Annotated in this window: 16 protein-coding genes; 4 read left to right on the top strand and 12 right to left on the bottom strand. The window is 61.2% G+C overall.

Going from position 1 to position 18,934, the window contains the following annotated elements:
* Positions 1-221: 221 nt before the first annotated feature.
* The 3 genes from fumC to HY067_00385 all read right to left on the bottom strand — a co-directional run bounded on the left by fumC (position 222) and on the right by HY067_00385 (position 3,602).
* Entirely contained in the window at positions 222-1,664 is a 1,443-nt protein-coding gene (fumC, locus tag HY067_00395) for a class II fumarate hydratase (protein ID MBI3526413.1), read from the bottom strand.
* Positions 1,665-1,900: 236 nt separating this feature from the next.
* Entirely contained in the window at positions 1,901-2,614 is a 714-nt protein-coding gene (locus tag HY067_00390; GenBank protein MBI3526412.1) for an SDR family oxidoreductase, read from the bottom strand.
* Positions 2,615-2,690: 76 nt separating this feature from the next.
* Positions 2,691-3,602 carry a LysR family transcriptional regulator gene (locus tag HY067_00385; GenBank protein MBI3526411.1) on the bottom strand — a complete coding sequence of 304 codons (912 nt, stop codon included), beginning with the start codon at positions 3,600-3,602 and terminating at the stop codon, positions 2,691-2,693.
* 109 nt (positions 3,603-3,711) lie between these two features.
* On the opposite strand from HY067_00385, the gene metE reads away from it, so the two are divergent.
* Entirely contained in the window at positions 3,712-6,009 is a 2,298-nt protein-coding gene (metE, locus tag HY067_00380; GenBank protein MBI3526410.1) for a 5-methyltetrahydropteroyltriglutamate--homocysteine S-methyltransferase, read from the top strand.
* A 191-nt stretch (positions 6,010-6,200) separates the two neighbouring features.
* Here the strand turns inward: metE and HY067_00375 are convergent, their stop codons facing one another.
* Positions 6,201-7,349 (bottom strand): enoyl-CoA hydratase/isomerase family protein, encoded by a 1,149-nt coding sequence (locus HY067_00375; protein ID MBI3526409.1) that lies wholly within the window; start codon positions 7,347-7,349, stop codon positions 6,201-6,203.
* 62 nt (positions 7,350-7,411) lie between these two features.
* On the bottom strand, positions 7,412-9,685 hold the full coding sequence (locus HY067_00370) for an NADP-dependent malic enzyme (protein ID MBI3526408.1): 2,274 nt from the start codon (positions 9,683-9,685) through the stop codon (positions 7,412-7,414).
* Positions 9,686-9,855: 170 nt separating this feature from the next.
* Here HY067_00370 and pip point away from each other — a divergent pair, with 170 nt between their 5' ends.
* On the top strand, positions 9,856-10,824 hold the full coding sequence (gene pip / locus HY067_00365; protein ID MBI3526407.1) for a prolyl aminopeptidase: 969 nt from the start codon (positions 9,856-9,858) through the stop codon (positions 10,822-10,824).
* Positions 10,825-10,892: 68 nt separating this feature from the next.
* A complete protein-coding gene (locus HY067_00360; GenBank protein MBI3526406.1) occupies positions 10,893-11,720 on the top strand; it encodes a mechanosensitive ion channel family protein in 828 nt (275 codons plus the stop codon).
* A 60-nt stretch (positions 11,721-11,780) separates the two neighbouring features.
* On the opposite strand, the gene HY067_00355 is transcribed toward HY067_00360, so the two are convergent.
* The 6 genes from HY067_00355 to HY067_00330 form a co-directional block, all read right to left on the bottom strand.
* On the bottom strand, positions 11,781-12,182 hold the full coding sequence (locus HY067_00355) for a hypothetical protein (protein MBI3526405.1): 402 nt from the start codon (positions 12,180-12,182) through the stop codon (positions 11,781-11,783).
* Positions 12,179-13,111 carry an alpha/beta fold hydrolase gene (locus HY067_00350; GenBank protein ID MBI3526404.1) on the bottom strand — a complete coding sequence of 311 codons (933 nt, stop codon included), beginning with the start codon at positions 13,109-13,111 and terminating at the stop codon, positions 12,179-12,181. The genes HY067_00355 and HY067_00350 overlap by 4 nt, the downstream gene beginning before the upstream one ends.
* Before the next feature lie 147 nt (positions 13,112-13,258).
* Entirely contained in the window at positions 13,259-13,465 is a 207-nt protein-coding gene (locus HY067_00345; protein ID MBI3526403.1) for a hypothetical protein, read from the bottom strand.
* A gap of 9 nt (positions 13,466-13,474) precedes the next feature.
* A complete protein-coding gene (locus HY067_00340; protein MBI3526402.1) occupies positions 13,475-13,633 on the bottom strand; it encodes a hypothetical protein in 159 nt (52 codons plus the stop codon).
* Positions 13,634-13,846: 213 nt separating this feature from the next.
* Positions 13,847-14,134 carry a hypothetical protein gene (locus HY067_00335; protein MBI3526401.1) on the bottom strand — a complete coding sequence of 96 codons (288 nt, stop codon included), beginning with the start codon at positions 14,132-14,134 and terminating at the stop codon, positions 13,847-13,849.
* Between the two features lie 39 nt (positions 14,135-14,173).
* The gene (locus HY067_00330) at positions 14,174-15,697 is read right to left on the bottom strand and encodes an altronate dehydratase (GenBank protein MBI3526400.1); all 1,524 of its coding nucleotides are present in this window, start codon (positions 15,695-15,697) and stop codon (positions 14,174-14,176) included.
* A 202-nt stretch (positions 15,698-15,899) separates the two neighbouring features.
* On the opposite strand from HY067_00330, the gene HY067_00325 reads away from it, so the two are divergent.
* Positions 15,900-17,060 carry an MFS transporter gene (locus HY067_00325; GenBank protein ID MBI3526399.1) on the top strand — a complete coding sequence of 387 codons (1,161 nt, stop codon included), beginning with the start codon at positions 15,900-15,902 and terminating at the stop codon, positions 17,058-17,060.
* Positions 17,061-17,152: 92 nt separating this feature from the next.
* Here the strand turns inward: HY067_00325 and HY067_00320 are convergent, their stop codons facing one another.
* Complete coding sequence (locus HY067_00320; GenBank protein ID MBI3526398.1) at positions 17,153-18,880, bottom strand: dihydroxy-acid dehydratase; 1,728 nt, start codon at positions 18,878-18,880, stop codon at positions 17,153-17,155.
* Between the last annotated feature and the right edge of the window lie 54 nt (positions 18,881-18,934).

Raw genomic sequence — 18,934 nt, 5'->3', positions numbered from 1 at the left:
GGCGGCCCACGAAACAGGCAATGAGGCAGACGAGGACTAGCGCCAGCAACATCGCTGGCGCTCCCCATATCAGAAAACCGGCCTGTCGATTTTTAGGATAAACCGGTCTTGACGTATTAGTCAAGTACTGCGTAATCGCCTTAGTTAGTGCTTTCACGATTGGAAAACCACCCCAACTTTCGGGACAACAGACAAGTAACTCTATAACTACTCAACAGGCATTACGTTTCTCCACTCCCTCTCCGCCCAACGGGGGGAGAGGGCCGGGGTGAGGTGGGCTTCCCTACCATGTCCGCAGGCCGCACCCACTGGTCAAACTGTTCGGCGGTGACATAACCCAGCGCGAGCGCAGCCTCCTTCAGCGTCGAACCTTCCTTGTATGCCTTTTTGGCAATCTCGGCGGCCTTGTCGTAACCGATATGCGGATTCAGCGCGGTCACCAGCATGAGCGACTGGCCCAGCATCTGCTCGATCCGTTCCCTGTCCGGTTCGATGCCGACGGCGCAGTTGTCGTTGAAACTCACCACGCCATCGGCGAGCAATCGCACGCTCTGCAGGAAATTATGGATGATCAGCGGCTTGAACACGTTCAGTTCGAAATTGCCCATTGCGCCGCCGATATTGATCGCGACGTCGTTGCCGAGCACCTGGCAGCAGAGCATGGTCAGCGCTTCGGACTGAGTCGGATTGACCTTGCCCGGCATGATCGAACTGCCGGGCTCGTTCTCGGGAATGCGCAGTTCGCCGATACCGCTGCGGGGGCCGGACGCCAGCCAGCGAATGTCGTTGGCGATCTTCATCAATGAAGCCGCGAGCGTCTTCAGTGCGCCATGCGCATGCACCAGCGCATCGTTGGCGGCGAGCGCTTCGAACTTGTTGCGTGCCGAAACGAAATGCAGTCCCGTGGATTTCGCCAGTTCCTTCGCCACTCGCGCGCCGAACTCCGGATGAGCATTGAGGCCGGTGCCCACCGCGGTGCCGCCGAGCGCGAGTTCGCACAAATGCGTCAGCGATCCCTGCACGTGGGCGATGCCGTGCTCGAGCTGCGAGACATAGCCGGAAAATTCCTGGCCCAGCGTGAGCGGCGTCGCGTCCTGCAGGTGGGTGCGGCCGACCTTGACGATGTCGTCGAATAACTTCGATTTGACGACCAACGTATCCCGCAGCAACTTCAAAGCCGGTACCAGCTTTTCGTTCAGTGCGCCGACCGCCGCGACGTGCATCGCCGTCGGGAACACATCGTTCGACGACTGCCCCTTGTTGACGTCGTCGTTCGGATGCACCAGACGTTTCTGGCCGCGTTCGCCGCCGAGCAGTTCGGAGGCGCGATTGGCCAGCACTTCGTTCATGTTCATGTTGGTCTGGGTACCGGAACCGGTTTGCCAGACCACCAGTGGAAATTCCGCGTCGTGTTTGCCGGCGATGACTTCGTCCGCCGCTTCGACGATGGTCCGGGCTTTTTTTTCGTCCAGAAGGCCGATCTCGGCATTGACCAGGGCGCAGGCGCGCTTGACCCGGGCCAATGCATGAATCAGCTCCGGCGGCATGCGCTCGCCGGAAATGCGGAAATTCTGCAGGCTGCGCTGCGTCTGCGCTCCCCACAGCCTGTCGGCCGGAACCTCGATCTCGCCGAAACTGTCCCGCTCTTTCCGTGTCGCTTCCATCGCTGCAATCTCCAGAAAAGTCAAAATCTCAACGCGGAGGCGCAGAGAGCGCAGAGGTCGCAAAGGAATTCATGATAGAGGGAGAACATGTATTCAAGTTGATATCTCGCCAACTACAGATGGGCAGAGGATTTCCGCAATGCTCAGTCCCAGGGCGCGGACTCACGGACCAACTATACTTCGTTTTTTCTCTGCGACCTCTGTGTTCTCTGCGCCTCTGCGTTGGGTGTAGCGCTTCACCAAGGGATAGGCTTCTTGTCACGGAAGAATCCGCCCGTCGGGCCGCTGTCAGGCAACATGGCCAGCCATACCGCCGTTTCCGCGCCCTTCTCCACGCTGCGACTCGCAGCGGGACCGCCCATGTCGGTGCGCACCCAGCCGGGACACATCGAGTTGACCAGGACATTGTCGCCCGCCGTAGCCGTCGCGACCATACGGGTCAGCGCATTCAACACAGTCTTCGACGTCCGGTACGCCGCGTTGCCATCGCCCATGTCGTCGAGTTGCCCCAATCCGCTGGACAGGTTCACCACCCTTCCATAGCGATGCTTCTGCATCAGTGGCACCACTGCCTGGCACATGCGCAGCGCGCCAAAGAAATTGGTTTCCAGCGTGGTATGGAACACGTCCTCTTTTTCATCCAGAACGCTGGTCGCGGATCTGTCGATCAGGATGCCGGCGTTGTTCACCAGAACATCGACCCTGCCGTGCTCTTTGGCCAGATACCGGGCGAGTGCGGCAACGCTCCTGCGCCTGGTCACGTCGAGTTCATGGCAGAGGACTTCCAGACCTTCCTTCGCCAGCGCCTTTTGCGCCTGTAAGCCCTTCTTCGCATCGCGGCTGGTCAATATCACACGCAGTCCCTTGCCCGCGAGCTGCCTGGATACTTCGAAGCCAATGCCCTTGTTGGCACCGGTTACCAGCGCCAGCCGCTTGTCCGCCTTCGCCATGTCCCTTCACTTCCTTTCTGAGGACGGCCGCCGAACGTGGCCGACCGTCCCGGTCAATAGTCTACCGCGGGGATATTCAGATCAACTCGATGCCATCGAGCTCGGCCGCACATTTGCTGCGAATGATCGATACGAGTTCGAGCACATAAGGTTTCGCCGCCAATGAGCGCGGCACGACCGCGTGCAGTTCACTCCACAGGCCTTTGGGTCCTATGCGCTTGGCCAGTATGTAGTCGTAGTCGACATAGTTCTTCACACCCCAATTGGGCAACGCCGCGATGCCGCGCCGGCTGGCGACGAGTTGAAGGATGGCTATGGTCAGTTCGGCGGTGCGCCGCTGCAAGCGGACGCCCGCCGGGCGCAGAACTTCGCGGATCACGTCGATCCTGTCTTCGGGGACGGGATAGGTGATGAGCGTTTCTCCCGCCAGGTCGGCGGCATCGATCCGCCGTTTGGCGCGCAGGCGATGCTCCACCGGCAGCACGGCGAGTATCTCGAAACGGAACAGCGGCATGGTCCCGAATTCCCGGCCGCGCGGTTTGCCGGAACCGATCACCAGTTCCGCTTTTCCGGTTCGGAGCAGCCCGATGGGATCGCTGTGGAACCCTGCGACCAGATCGACCTCGACTTCCGGCCAGCGCTTGCGGAACTCATCCATGACCGGCATCAGCCAGTCAAAACAGGTATGGCATTCGAGCACGATGCGCAGTTCCCCGCTCATATCGCCTTTCATGCGCTCGAGGTCCCGCTCCGCGTCCACGACAGCGGCCAGCATTTCGCGCGCGAGCTGCAGCAGGCGTTGTCCTGCGGCGGTATAGCGCAACCCACCGCTGGTCCGCTGAAACAGCGTAATTCCGTAGTGCTCTTCGAGGGCCCTGACCTGGTGCGAGAGAGCGCTTTGCGTCAAGTGGACCCGTTCCGCGGCGCTGGCGAGCCTGCCGGCCTCGGCAATGGCAACCAGCGACCTGAGATGGCGCAGTTCAATCATAAGTTCTCGATATGAATTTCATTCAAGTATCTCGGAAAAACTATCGTTTGATTCTAATCCTGCGGTTGCCGATACTCCACGGCCTGTCCAACGAAAAGCCGGGGTTCCCATGGGCACGACCCACATTCTCGGTTACCCGCGCATCGGTCCGGGGCGGGAGATCAAATTTGCCCTCGAGGCCTTCTGGCGCGGCGAAGCTGACGAATCCTATCTGCAGGGCGTGGGCCGCGGCCTGCGGGCACGGAACTGGGACAAGCAAAGCGAAGCGGGGCTGCGCTTCCTCGGCGCGGGCGATTTCGCATTCTATGACCAGGTCCTGAACATGGCGGCGCTGCTGGGCTGCCCGCCGCGGCGTTTCGGCTTCGACACCGACCGGCTTTCGCTCAAGGATTACTTTGCGCTTGCCCGCGGCAGCGCGGATCAGCCAGCCATGGAAATGACCAAGTGGTTCGACACCAACTATCACTACCTCGTGCCGGAGCTGGACCCCCTCACGCGTTTCGGAGGTGGCCCCGACTGGTATTTCGATCAGATTCGCGAAGCCCAACTCCGCGGCACGGCGGTAAAGGCGATCCTGATCGGGCCGGTCACATTCCTTTACCTGTCGAAGGCCACCGAGCCGGGATTCGACCGCCTGCGTCTCCTGCGACCGCTGGCCGAAGCCTACGCCCGCCTTCTGGAGCGCCTGCAACAGACAGGCATCCAGTGGGTGCAGATCGACGAGCCCGCGCTATGCCTGGACCTGCCGCCGGAATGGCTCGATGCGTTCGATCGCGCGTATCCGGTCCTTGCGGGGCGCGCGCCGAACCTGCTGCTTACGACTTACTTCGACAGCGTCGAGGCCTACGCCGACAGGATCGTGCGATTGCCGGTGCAGGGAATCCATCTCGATCTGGTGCGTGGGCCCTCGCAGATCAAGAAGTGGGCAACGACGCTGCCGCAGGATTGGGTGCTGTCGGCCGGGGTGGTCGACGGTCGCAACATCTGGCGCGCAGACCTGCGACGCCTGTTGGCGAGCCTGCATCCGCTGCATGAGAAATTTCAGGACAGGCTCTGGATTGCACCGTCGTGTTCACTGTTGCACGTTCCGGTGTCGTTGGAAAACGAACAGAAACTGGCTGCCGACGTCCATTCCTGGCTGGCGTTTGCGGATCAGAAGCTGGATGAAATCCGCATCCTCGGGTCGGCCCTCGACTCGGGAGAAAACGCGGTCGCAAGCGAACTGGATCATTCGGACGCGCTGCAGAAGTCGCGTCGTGAGAATGCGCGGGTTTCGAACGAGTGGGTGCGCAAACGCCTCGCAGACGTAAGCGCGGATATGGCGAAACGCGCAAACCCGTTCGGCGCGCGCATTCTCAAGCAGCGCGACCGATTGAAGCTTCCGCCTTTGCCGACGACGACGATCGGCTCGTTTCCACAAACGCAGCAGATCCGCTCGGCACGAGGCGCCTACAAACGCCGGGAAATAAGCGCTCTCGAATACCTGGAGCGTATCCGCGCCGAAATCAGAACCGCGGTCGAACGGCAGGAAGCACTCGGACTCGACGTGCTGGTGCATGGCGAGGCCGAGCGCAACGACATGGTCGAGTACTTCGGCGAGCAGCTTTGGGGATTCGCTTTCACCGAGAACGGCTGGGTCCAGAGCTACGGATCCCGCTGCGTGAAGCCGCCGATCATTTACGGCGACGTCTATCGCCCGGAGCCGATGACCGTGGATACCGCGCGTTACGCTCAATCGCTCACGGAAAAACCCATGAAAGGCATGCTGACCGGGCCGGTCACGATCCTGCAGTGGTCTTTTGTGCGCGACGACCAGCCGCGCAAGCTGACTGCTTTCCAGATTGCGCTGGCCATCCGCGACGAGGTTGCCGATCTGGAGAAGGCCGGCATCGGCGTCATCCAGATCGATGAGCCTGCATTTCGCGAAGGCCTGCCGCTGAAGAGACGCAACTGGGAAAGTTATCTGGACTGGGCGGTGCATGCATTCAAGCTGTCTGCAGCCGCCGCGGCCGACGAGACGCAGATTCATACGCACATGTGCTACTCGGAATTCAACGACATCCTGCCGGCGATTGCGGCCATGGATGCGGATGTAATTACCATCGAAACATCGCGCTCCAAAATGGAATTGCTGGATGGATTCGGCCAGTTCAGTTATCCGAATGAAATCGGTCCGGGCGTCTACGACATCCATTCGCCGCGCGTGCCGTCAACCGATGAAATGACCCGGTTGCTGGAACGCGCGTGCGGGGTCATTCCCCCCGAGCGGCTGTGGGTCAATCCCGATTGCGGCCTGAAGACGCGCGGCTGGCCGGAGACCGAGGCGGCCCTGCGCAGCATGGTGGAAGCCGCGCACCGGATGCGAAAGCGACTGGATATTTCGAAGCCGATCGCCTTGTCGGCATGAATGCACTCAATCAAGTTCAACTTCGATAGCCACAGAGGGCACAGAGGAATACCAGTATCGGAAAAACAGGTGGCCAAAATGAGGCTGCGACGTTGCGAGATGTCAACGTGGTTGGCCGCATGATTCCCCGTCGGTCCCTTCCTCTCGCTTTCCTCTGTGGCCTCTGTGGCTAATTTTTTTTGCGGTTCACGTCAGTATGCTGATGCAGCGCCGAGGTCGGCGAGCGGGTGCTCGCTTGCTTTCCAGGGACTCGCGAAAAAGCCGTCGGTCCATTCAGGCGTAATCTGGGCCAGCGTCGGCGGTCGCCACCGCGGCCGCTGATCCTTGTCGATCAGCAGCGCGCGTATGCCTTCGGCAAAATCCGCCCGGCGCGCGCAATGAAGCGCGGCCACGAACTCCATGCGAAACACGTCGGCCAGCGACAGATGCTTCGCGCGCCGTTGCAGCTCGTAGCTCAGGGCAGCGGTGCTCGGCGATCCCGCGGCGAGCGTCGCCCCCGCCTTTGCGAGCCACGCGTCTTCGGTCTTCAGGCCGGTAATCGCGGCAACGATGTCGTTCAGCTCCCCGCCGCCACACAGTTTGTTGATCAGGTCGAAGTGCCGGCGCAGCGGACCGTGCGGCAAGTCGGCCTCCGCAAAGGCGCGCAGCACTGCGGAAAGCAGGCGGTGATTGTCGCCGGAAGCGCGTGTCCACGGCCGCGCGAACAGCGCGTCGAAAACCGCAGGCTTGCGCGCGTGATCGATGCAATAGTCCGCGAGCTTGACGAACAGCGCATCGGACGCCTGCAATCTCGCGCCGGTCAGCGCCAGGAACAGGCCAGTGGCGCCCGGCATGCGCCCAAGCAGCCAACTGCCCCCCACATCCGGATAGAGCCCGATGGTGATCTCCGGCATCGCCACGCGTGATTCATGGGTGACCACGCGATGGCTCGCGCCGGACATCAGGCCCACGCCACCGCCCATGACTATGCCGTGTCCCCAGCACAACACCGGCTTGGGATAGGTATGAATCACGTAATCGAGACGGTATTCGCGACCGAAAAAGCCGGCGGCGTACGCATTGCCGCGAATGTCGTCGCGTTGCGCCGAAGCGTGATGCGCGAGCATGGCCTCGTGTACCTTGTGCAGGTCAGCGCCCGCGGAAAAAGCCTTCTCGCCGGCCCCTTCGATCACAACCAGGGCCACGCCCGGATCAGCGGCCCATGCGGTCAAGCGTTCGGCCAGCAGGTCGATCATCTCCAGCGACAGGGCGTTCAGCGTCTTCTCGGCGTTGAGCCTCGCGACGCCGATGCGCGCGCCGTTTGCGGCGTTTTTTTCTTCGAATACGACAGGCAGGGTCATGCAATTCTCCAATGCGGTACGACCGGCCCCCGATCGCCGCAGAGTCCGGTATTCCGGGGGAATCAGCGGCTGAAGGATGCGTCCACGGAGGCCAGAGCGGCCATGTTCACCAGCCTGCGCACGGTGGCGGTCGGCGTCAGGATGTGTACCGGCTTTGCCGCGCCGAGCAGTATCGGGCCGACGGTGATGCCGTCGCCGGAAATGGTCTTGATCAGGTTGAAGGTAATGTTCGCCGCGTCGAGCGTCGGCATGATCAGCAGGTTGGCCTCGCCCTTGAGCCGCGAGTTCGGGAAAATCTTCATGCGGATTTCCTCGTCGAGCGCTGCATCGCCGTGCATTTCTCCCTCGACTTCCAGTTGCGGCGCGCGCTGCTCGAGAATTTCGCGCGCCTTGCTCATCTTCTGCGCGGACGGGTTGCGCGAACTGCCGAAATTGGAATGCGACAACAGCGCGATCTTCGGTGTGATCCCGAAGCGCAAGACCTCATCGGCCGCCATCATGGTGATCTCGGCGATCTGCTCGGCGGTCGGGTCCGGATTGACGTAGGTGTCGCAGATGAACAACTTGCGGTCCGGCAGGATCAGCATGTTCATCGCCGCGAACTGGTTGACGCCCTTGCGCAGGCCGATGACAGTGGCAATGTATTCCACGTGCAGCGAGAACTGTGCAATTGTTCCGCACAACATCGCGTCCGCATCGCCCCGGCGGACCATCAGCGCGCCGATCAGCGTGGTGCGCCGGGTCACTTCGCGCTTGGCATATTCCACTGAAATACCCTTGCGCCGGACCAGCGCGTAGTACTCCTGCCAGTAGTCACGAAAGCGCGGATCCGAGTTCGGGTTCACGATCTCGAAGTCCTTGCCCGGACGAATGCGCAGGCCGTACTTCTCGATGCGGGGAATGAGCACTTCCGGACGAGCGATCAGGATCGGTTTGGCCACGCCCTCGTCCACCACGATCTGCACCGAACGCAGCACGCGTTCGTCTTCGCCCTCGCAGAACACCACCCGGGTCGGATTCTTCTTTGCCGCGCTGAATACCGGCTTCATGATGAGGCCGGAGTGATAGACGAACTGCGAGAGCTGATCGCGGTAGGCGACAAAATCGTGGATCGGCCGGGTTGCCACACCGCTTTCCATGGCGGCCAGCGCCACGGCCGGCGCGATCTTTTCAATCAGGCGTGGATCGAAGGGCTTCGGAATCAGGTATTCCGGACCGAAGGTCATTTCCTGCTCGCCGTAGGCGATCGCGACTATGTCCGACTGTTCCGCCTGGGCCAGTTCGGCAATCGCGCGGACCGCCGCGAGTTTCATCTGCTCCGTGATGGTGGTCGCCCCGACATCCAGCGCGCCGCGGAAGATGAACGGGAAGCACAGCACGTTATTGACCTGGTTCGGATAGTCGGAGCGTCCGGTCGCCATGATCGCGTCGGGACGCACCGCCTTGGCCTGGTCAGGCAGGATTTCCGGCTCGGGATTGGCAAGGGCGAGAATCAACGGCGTCGGACCCATCTGTTTGAGCATTTCCGGCTTGAGCACGCGCGCGGCGGAAAGACCGAGGAATATGTCCGCACCCGGCAGAATGTCGGCTAGCGACCGGGCTTTCGTGTCCTTCGCGTAGCGCGCCTTATTGTCGTCCATCTCCTCCTTGCGCCCGCTGTACACCACGCCCTTGATGTCGGAGACCCAGATGTTCTCCATCGACAAGCCGAGGCTCACAAGCAGATCGAGGCAGGCGAGTGCCGCTGCACCGGCACCCGAGCACACCAGCTTCACCTTGCCGATGTCCTTGCCGACTACCTTGAGACCGTTGAGCACTGCGGCGCCGACGATGATCGCCGTGCCATGCTGGTCGTCGTGGAATACCGGAATCTTCATCCGGCTGCGCAACTGCTTCTCGATGTAGAAGCATTCCGGCGCCTTGATGTCTTCAAGATTGATGCCACCGAAGGTGGGCTCCAGGCTGGCGATGATGTCCACCAGCTTGTCCGGGTCGCGCTCGTTGATCTCAATGTCGAAAACGTCGATGCCGGCGAATTTCTTGAACAGCACGCCCTTGCCTTCCATCACCGGTTTGCTGGCGAGCGGACCGATCGGCCCAAGGCCGAGCACCGCAGTGCCGTTGGTGATCACGCCGATCAGATTGCCGCGCGCCGTGTAGCTGCGTGCCGTCGTCGGGTCCCGCACGATTTCCTCGCAAGCCGCCGCGACCCCCGGTGAATACGCGAGCGCGAGATCGCGCTGGTTGAGCAGGGCTTTGGTGGGGACCACCGAGATCTTTCCCGGTGTCGGCAAGCGGTGATAATCGAGTGCGCTTTTGCGCAGAAGCTCGTCCATATTTTCTCCGTCCTCGGTATTGGCAGTGATTATACGGGACGCATGTCTAAGCGATCCTCTGCGGCGCCGCATCGAGGTTTGTCGCAAGCCAGGCTTTTTGCTATGGTTCCGGCAATTCCTGCTTCGTAGCCACATTTGATCGCAGTCACACTTGCCTTGCACTTCGGAACATGGATTTCCCGACTCCACGCATTCGCACCGAGCTTTATCCGGAAATCGAGCCGTTGCGCTTCAGTCACCTCAGATTGGACGACCGGCATGAAATGTACTGGGAAGAGTCGGGAAATCCGCGCGGGGCGCCCGTAGTGTTCCTCCACGGCGGGCCCGGCGCCGGCGCCAGCCCGATGCACCGCCGTTTCTTCGATCCGGCACACTACCGCGTCATCATATTCGACCAGCGCGGCGCCGGACGTTCGCGACCGCACGGAAACCTGACCGACAACACCACGCCGCACCTGGTCGCCGACATGGAGAAGCTGCGCACGCATCTCGGCATCGAAAAATGGGTCGTCTTCGGCGGATCATGGGGCAGCACGCTCGCACTTGCCTATGCGGAAACGCATCCGGCGCATTGCGCGGCACTGGTATTGCGCGGAATATTCCTGTGTCGCAAGCTCGAGATCGACTGGTTTTTGTACGGCATGCGCTTTGTCTATCCCGAAGCCTGGCGCCGCTTTGCAGAATACATACCGGAATCGGAGCGAAGCAACCTGCTTGCGGCCTATTCGATGCGGCTGAACGATCCGGACCCGCTGATCCACATGCCTGCGGCCCACCAATGGAGCATTTACGAAGGTTCCTGCTCCACGCTGCTGCCAAGCGCGTCCACGGTGGCGCATTTCTCGGAGGATATCGTTGCACTGGGCCTTGCGCGCATCGAAGCGCACTACTTCGCCAACAACATCTTTCTGCCGGAAAATTCGTTGCTTGACAACGCTGGCAAGCTGCGATCGATTCCCGGCATCATCGTGCAGGGACGTTACGACATGGTATGCCCGATCATTTCCGCCCACGATCTGCACCAAGCGTGGCCCGAAGCGGAATACACGGTCATTCCCGACGCCGGTCATTCGGCCTGGGAAGCCGGGATCAGCGCGCAACTGGTTGCGGCGATGGAAAGATTAAAGGCGAGGGTCTAGGCGCTAGGCTCTAGGGTATTAGTGCCTGGCGCCCAGAGCCTAGCGCCTAATTTCACGGGGGGGGTTGCATGAACGAGCACGTCGAATCACTCAATCAGATCAAAGCGACTGTCGTCGACCTGGCAATCAAGTTCGGGCCGAAGGTATTCGTCGCCATCGCCATCATGGTCGGTGGCTACTTTGCCGGGCGCTGGGTGGGCAAGGTCATGGCCCGCGGCTTGAGGAAACTCGATCTCGAACCGCCAGTTCGAGACCTGCTGGTGCGCATCATCCGCATCCTGGTGCTGGGCATGTTCGCGATCATGGCGCTGCAGAACCTGGGCGTCGAGTTGTTGCCGCTGATCGCCGGAATCGGCGTCGCCGGCGCCGGCATCGCCCTGGCGATGCAGGGTGTGCTGAGCAATGTGGTCGCCGGGTTGACGATCATCTTCACGCGACCGTTCCGCGTCAGCGAGTACATCTCGATCGTCGGCGTTGAAGGCAAGGTCGAGAACATCACGTTGTTCAGCACCACGCTTACGCACGCAGACCTGTCGCGAGTGGTAGTCCCGAACCGGAAGATCGTCGGCGAGATCCTGCACAACTATGGCAAGATCCGTCAGCTCAACATCATGGTCGGCGTCGCCTACGACACGGATCTGAACAAGGCGCTAGCGACGATCAGCGAAATCCTGCAGAGCAATCCGCGGGTGCTGAAGGATCCGGCACCGGGATTCGGCATCAGCGTGCTTGCCGATTCGTCAATCCACATTTCCGTGAATCCGTGGGTGAATGTGCCCGACTTCGGACCGGCCGGCAGCGAGATCAACAAGGCCCTCGTGGAAACATTCCGCGGCAAATCGATTTCCATCCCGTTCCCGCAGCAGGAAGTGCGGATGCTGGGAAACGCGGCCTGATGGTCTGGTAATCCGGGGCGGTTCGCCCCGGAACGCCGCTTCATTTTTATTGCGCGCGCCTCAAGCCCAGGGAATCCTGTAGACCTTGCCAGTCGCTTTTAAAGCCTCCAGCGTCCATTCTCCGCCCACGCGCGGAATCAGCCATTCCAGGAAGCGCCAGATATCCTCGTCGATCGCCTCCGGATCGACGGGATCGAAACCCGGGACCAATGCGTGGATTTCCAGACCGGAGGGAAATCGGTGCCCGGACCGGGAAGTGAACACGATTTCGTACTCGCGTCCCGACGCGGCGCGAAAATAACCTGGCGGCCCGCCGTCGGCATGTTCGGGGGTAAGACCGAAGGCTGCGATCATTGCTTCGCGGAAACCGGTGTAGTGGCCAAGCCGCTCTTCGACCATCACGAAGACACGCCGAACCTTTTGCGCACGAATGTCTGCGGGCGTGATGATTTCGATGCTCATGCTTGACTCCCGCGGCCCTGGTCATGCAGGAATTCGAGGATGTGCCCGCAGATTTCTTCCGGCGAATCCTCCTGCAGAAAGTGCGATCCGGTCACCCAGAGCGGTCCTTTCGCGTGCGGCAGCAGCGTCTTGAACCGGTGCGCGCACTCTGCGGGGAATACGATTTCTTCCTTTCCCCATACGATCAGCACCGGAATCTTCAAATCGCGCAGCGATTGTTCGAGCCAGCGCATGGTAGCGGCCGAACGGTCATCGGATCGCAACGGGATGAGACGCGGGAATACGCGCGTGAGCAGCCGGCTGTCGTAGTCCGGCATCACGAAACGGTAAGCCGGCAGTGCTTCTTTGAGAAATCGCTCGCGATGCACGACCGACAGGTACAGTCCGCGCTCGACCAGGATGTTGCGCCGCTGGAAAAGATAAGGTCCGACCAACGGCGCATGCATCATGCGCCAGGGAAATACGCCGCCGTGGAACGCAGTCGGCTCGGGCCAGGCCCAGGTATTCATCACCACGATGGCTTTGCAGGCCGCGGGATTCAGCACCGCGCACGCCAGCCCCGTCGGGCCGCCCCAGTCCTGACAAACCACCGTGAGGCGTTGCAACCCGAGTCGACGGATGAATTCCGCGAGATTGGCGATATGATTCTCGAGGCTGAAATCGTGTTCGCGCGCGGGTCGGTCGGAAAGCCCGAAACCGATGTGGTCGGGTGCGACGACGCGATAGCCGGCGGCCACAATGCGCGGGACGAATTTGCGGTACAGGAATGACCAGGTCGGATTGCCGTGCAACAGCAGCACCGGATCGCCCTCGCCTTCGTCAACATAGTGCATGCGGTATCCGTTGACCGGCATAAACCGGCTTGCAAACGGAAAGTGCCTGCGAATCTCCGGCGGCAGTTCGGATGCGAGTGTGGAATCGGCACTCATGGTCGGATCGGTTGCTGGGCCCGGTCGATATCCGGTTCGTGGAGTTTGACACGGATGAATGCCGGCATTGACTCGCGCGATGCCGCCTGCCGGAAGCGGGCGAAAAAAAAGCCCGGCATAGCCGGGCTTTCTTGCGGACGACGCAGGTCAACCGGTGATCTGCACCAGATGCCGGGTGCTTTCGACCGAGCGGGCCCCGTTGGCCCACTCGACGTAAGCCTCGTCGCCGACGATGGCTTCGACCACCCCGTCAGTACGTTCCAGTACCCCGAAGCTGCCAACCAGATTGACCTTGGCCCGCATCGCGATTCGCGGGCGGCGGGTATCGAACAAGCGGCGAAAAGCGGAGATCATGGTCGCTCCTCAGAACAGGGAATGATTGCTCTTCGAATCGAGCAAACGCAGGCGGTACTCGAGCTCGCCCAAGTTCTGGGCTTGCGAAAGGAACGCCTCGACCTGACGATTTTCCTGTCTGGCCAAGTAGTTATCGATGGAATCCAGTAATTTGCTAAATACGTTCATTTTGGCCTCCTGTCAGCCATTTATTGCACTGCGCCATTATCAGCCTTTCTGGCAAAAGATTTACATGGCGGATTGCATTGCTGCTATGCAATAAAAGCGTGGAATTCCAGGGAACTAGACGGCAGACTTGAAGGGCGTAATGAACAAGGGAGGGGTATCGGCTACGGCGGGATTTCCTGGACAGGATTTTTGATCTACACCCTGCCCGCTGCGTCACTCAGAAGGTTTTGCGGCCTTCGGTTTTTTTTCCGGCGGAGGCTGTTTCGCCGATTCCTGGATCGTCTCGAGAGCCGACTTCTGCATCTCCAGCGTCTTGGCCGTCATCTGCACGAAGGTGAGGTTCATCTTCAGCCAGTTCTCCACGGCCTGAAGCTCGCGGATTTTTTTCTCGACCTCCTCCACGTCCATGGTGGGCTGGAACATCCCGGGAATCGGGAACGACATCGGGTTCCACATTTTCTGGAAGAACTCGAACAATTCCTTGGAAGAATCTTCAGCCATGGCTTTTCTCCGAAAAACCGTGACGATCGTGACGGCCTTTTACATCGTCGGGCCGAGTATCCACGGAGCAAACTCGTCCTCTCCGTAACCCATCGCCTCGCTCTTGCTCTGCTCGCCTGATGCGGTCCTGAGGATGATCTCGAAGAACTTCTGGCCGACTTCCTGGATGCTGGCCTTGCCGTCGACGATCACGCCGCAGTTGATGTCCATGTCGTCTTCCTGCTTGTTGAACATCGCGGTGTTGGTGGCAAGTTTCAGCGATGGCGACGGCTTGCAGCCGTAGGCCGAGCCGCGGCCCGTGGTGAAGCAGATCATGTTAGCGCCGCCGGCGACCTGTCCGGTCGCCGACACCGGATCGTAGCCCGGGGTGTCCATGAACACGAAGCCCTTGACGGTAACGCGCTCGGCATATTCGTACACGCCCATCATCGCCTGGGTGCCACCCTTCGCGACCGCGCCGAGTGACTTCTCCAGAATCGTGGTGAGGCCGCCTGCCTTGTTGCCGGGCGAGGGATTGTTGTTCATCTCGCCGCCGAGCTTGGTGGTGTAGTCCTCCCACCAGTGAATACGCTGGACCAGTTTCTCGCCGATCTCGCGGGTGGCTGCGCGGCGGGTCAGCAGGTGTTCGGCGCCGTAAACTTCCGGGGTCTCCGAGAGAATCGCGGAGCCGCCGTTACGCACCAGGATATCCACCGCGGCGCCGAGCGCCGGATTGGCGGAAATGCCGGAGTACCCGTCGGAGCCGCCGCACTGCAGGCCCAGGGTCAGGTGCGAAGCCGGGACGGTCTCGCGCTTCACATTGTTGGCGTCGGGCAGCAATTCCTTGATGCGCGCGATCCCGTCGGCCACGGTCTTCTTGGTGCCGCCGGTCTCCTGGATGGTAAAGGCCTGCAATTGCCGGGAACGCTTCAATCCCTGCGCGGCCAGAAGATTGTTGATCTGGTTGGCTTCGCAACCCAGGCCGATCATCAGCGAGGAATGGAAGTTCGGGTGGGTGGCGTAGCCTGCGAGCACTCGGCGCAGCAGGTCCACCGGTTCGCCCTCGGAACCCATGCCACAGCCCGTCTTGTGATGAATCGGCACCACGCTGTCGACGTTCGGGTACTGCGCCATGAAATCTTCGTCGAAGAACTTGGCGATAGTGCGACAGACGTGGGCGGAGCAGTTGACGCTGGAAATCACGCCAAGGTAGTTCCGGGTGGCGACACGGCCGTCTTCGCGGACGATGCCCTGGAACGTAGCCGGGTTGGTGACGTAGTCGACCGGCTTGAAGTCCGCACAGAATGCGTAATCGCGCTGAAAGTCGCCCATCGCCAGATTATGCACATGCACATGATCGCCGGCCTTGATCGGCTTCACCGCGAAACCGATGATCTGGTTGTAGCGGCGCACCGGCGAGCCTTCAGCGATGTCGTGGGTGGCGATCTTGTGCCCGGCCGGGACCGTCACGGCGGCGCGAATCTTTTCCTTGATGATCTCGGTGCCGGCAGGCAGTTCCACCCTTGCGATCACCACGTCGTCGGCAGGATTGAGACGAATGGTGAGATCGGCGGCTTGCAACATTGTGTAGTCTCCTCAATGGGCGCCGGCTGGCTAAGGGGAAAATCGGGCCACGCCGTATCAGTTCAAGCCGCCATTTTATGCTGGTGCGCCCGATTTGGGGGAGTGGCAGTTCCGAACTACGGTAGCCCCCGGGGGGCGTGTTAGCATTCCCCATCCCCTGCCGGTGCGCGGCATCGGGGCAAAAAAAGTCATAACACCCCCGATGAATCTGCGGCTGCTGGTCCTGTGTTTCGGTAATTTCATCATCGGCACTGGCACCCTGATCGTTCCGGGAATGCTGCCGGCACTGGCGCACGGGCTCGGTGTCAATGTTCCAGTCGCCGCCCAACTGATCACCGCTTTCGCCTTCACGGTCTGCGTCACAGCACCGCCGCTTGCCGCACTGACCGCCCGCTTCGACCGCCGCGCCCTGCTGGTCGCCGTGCAATTGCTGTTCGCCGCCGGACATTTTGCTTCCGCACTCGCCTCCAGCCTGCATGAACTCCTGGTGCTGCGCGTGCTGTCATCGGTCGGTGCGGCACTGTTCACCGCTCAAGCGGCTTCCACGGCGGCGCTGCTGGTGCCCACAGAACGTCGCGGCAGCGCAATCGCCTTCGTGTTTGTCGGCTGGTCGATCGCATCGGTTGTCGGCATGCCGCTCGGGGCTTACGTCAGCGAGACGGTTGGATGGCCCGCCGGTTTCCTGATCGTCGGAAGCGGCGCCCTGCTCGCAGCCGCCGCGGTTCACCTCACGATTCCCCGCGGCCTGATGATCGTTCCCATCGGCCGCGCCATGTGGGCTTCGCTGTTCGGCAATCGGAGATTGATAATGACGGTCGCCGTCACCGCGATCCAGGCCGCCGCGCAGTTCACCGTGCTCTCTTTCCTGGTTCCTTCTTTCAAGACGTTGTTCAACGCTTCGCCTGAAACCATCAGCATTCTGCTGATCGCGTTCGGCGCCACCGGCGTTGCCGGCAACATCATCGGCGCGCGCATGGTCGACCGGATCGGTGCCGCGAAGGTCACGTTCCTCGGCCTCATCTCGATGCTGACGTCGCACGTGCTCTGGCTGTTCGTTCCGGGATCCTGGTTGCTGCTGGTTGTTTTCCTGCTGCTGTGGGGCATCGGCTGCTTCTCGACCAACAGCGCGCAGCAGGCGCGGCTGGTCATGCTGTCGCCACCGCATGCTCCGGTGTCGGTGGCGATGAATTCGTCGGCAATGTATTTCGGGCAGGCGGTGGGTACGGCCGCCGGCGCCGCGGTACTCGCCGGCGTCGCCGGCCCGTCCGCTTACTCCGCGCTGGCTCTGATCAGCATCCCGCTGTTCGTCGTTTCCATCGTCGTGTCATTGCTTGCCGATCGCAAGAAAACCGGCATGGACTGAAAAAGAAACGAGGCGCCGCAGCGCCCCGTTGCGTTTAGATGGAATCAGCTTCGGGTTCGACTCTTTACTCCTTCACGTCTCACGCCGTTCGGCTAGTGCGATTCGCGCAACAACGGTGTTCCGCTGCCACCCACCAGAATATCCAGGTCCGCGCCTTCGTCGGCCTGGTTCACGTGGTCGATATAGAGCTTGACGTAGCCGCGATCCGCCATCGGCTTCGGCGCCTTCCACTTCCTGCGGCGCCGCTCCAGTTCCGCGTCGGAAACATCCAGGTGCAGTTTGCGTTTCGGCACGTCGATCTCGATCATGTCACCGTCCTGCACCAGCGCCAGCGGTCCGCCCGCCGCTGCTTCCGGCGCGCTGTGCAACACCACGGTGCCGTAGGCCGTGCCGCTCATGCGTGCATCCGAGATACGCACCATGTCGGTAATGCCTTTCTTAAGGATCCTGGACGGCAGCGCGAAATTGCCGACTTCCGGGAATCCGGGGTAGCCCTTCGGACCGCAGCCCTTCAGCACCATCACGCAAGTTTCGTCGATCTTCAGCTTCGGATCGTCGATGCGTTTCTTGTAGTCCTCGATGCTTTCGAACACCACCGCGCGGCCGCGATGCTTCATCAGTTTCGGCGTAGCGGCGGAAGGTTTGATCACGGCACCCTTCGGAACCAGATTGCCGCGCAACACCGCAATGCCACCCTGCTTCTTGAACGGCTTCTCGATCGGGAAGATCACCTTCGGGTTCCAGTTCTTGGCGGCCTTGACGTTGTTCCAGATCGTATCGCCGCTTACCGTCAGCGCGTTCCTGTGCAGCAGGCTGGCTTTACCGAGTTCGCGCAGTACCACCGGCAGGCCGCCGGCATAGTAGAAATCCTCCATCAGGTATTCGCCGGAAGGCATCAGGTTCACCAGGCACGGCAGTTTGCGGCCCAGCCGATCCCAGTCGTCAAGCGTCAGCTTCACGCCGATGCGGCGCGCGAGTGCAAGCAGGTGCACCACCGCGTTGGTCGAACCGCCGATCGCGCCGTTGACGCGGATTGCGTTCTCGAACGCCTGCTTGGTCAGGATCTTCGACATGCGCACGTCTTCCTTGACCAGTTGTACGATGCGCCGTCCCGCCATGTGCGCCAGCACGTAGCGGCGCGAATCGACCGCAGGAATCGCGGCGTTGGTCGGCATCGCCATGCCCAGGGCTTCGGCCATCGACGCCATCGTCGACGCCGTTCCCATGGTCATGCAGTGCCCGGCGGAGCGCGACATCGCCTGCTCGGCCTCCATCAAGTCGTCGTCGTTCATCTCGCCGGTCTTCAGCATTTCCTTGAATTTGAAGACATGCGTGCCCGAACCGACGGTCTGGTCGCGCCAGCGGCCGTTCAGCATCGGCCCACCGGAAACGACCAGTGCCGGCACGTCGCAGGAGGCCGCGCCCATCATCAGCGCCGGGGTGGTCTTGTCGCATCCGGTCAGCAGGATCACGCCGTCGAGAGGATTGGCGCGGATGGATTCCTCGACGTCCATGGCGGCGAGGTTGCGGAACAGCATCGCGGTCGGCCGCATCACCGGCTCGCCCAGCGACATCACCGGAAACTCCAGCGGGAAACCGCCTGCTTCCAGCACGCCGCGCTTCACGCGGTCGGCGATCTGGCGGAAGTGCGCATTACAGGGCGTGAGTTCCGACCAGGTGTTGCAGATGCCGATGACCGGACGGCCTTCGAACAGATGCCGCGGCAGGCCCTGGTTCTTCATCCACGAGCGATGCACCATGCTGTCGATGCCAGGCCCGCCGAACCAGTCGTGACTACGCAGTTTTTTCTTTGCAACCATTTCTATTTTCCTCAGACAAGAACAAACAAGAATGAACCACGGAGGACACGGAGA

It is taken from the genome of Betaproteobacteria bacterium (assembly GCA_016194905.1).
Classification (GTDB): domain Bacteria; phylum Pseudomonadota; class Gammaproteobacteria; order Burkholderiales; family JACQAP01; genus JACQAP01.
The sequence above is the reverse complement of the archived record's forward strand: the minus strand, read 5'-3'. Positions and strand labels throughout refer to the sequence as shown.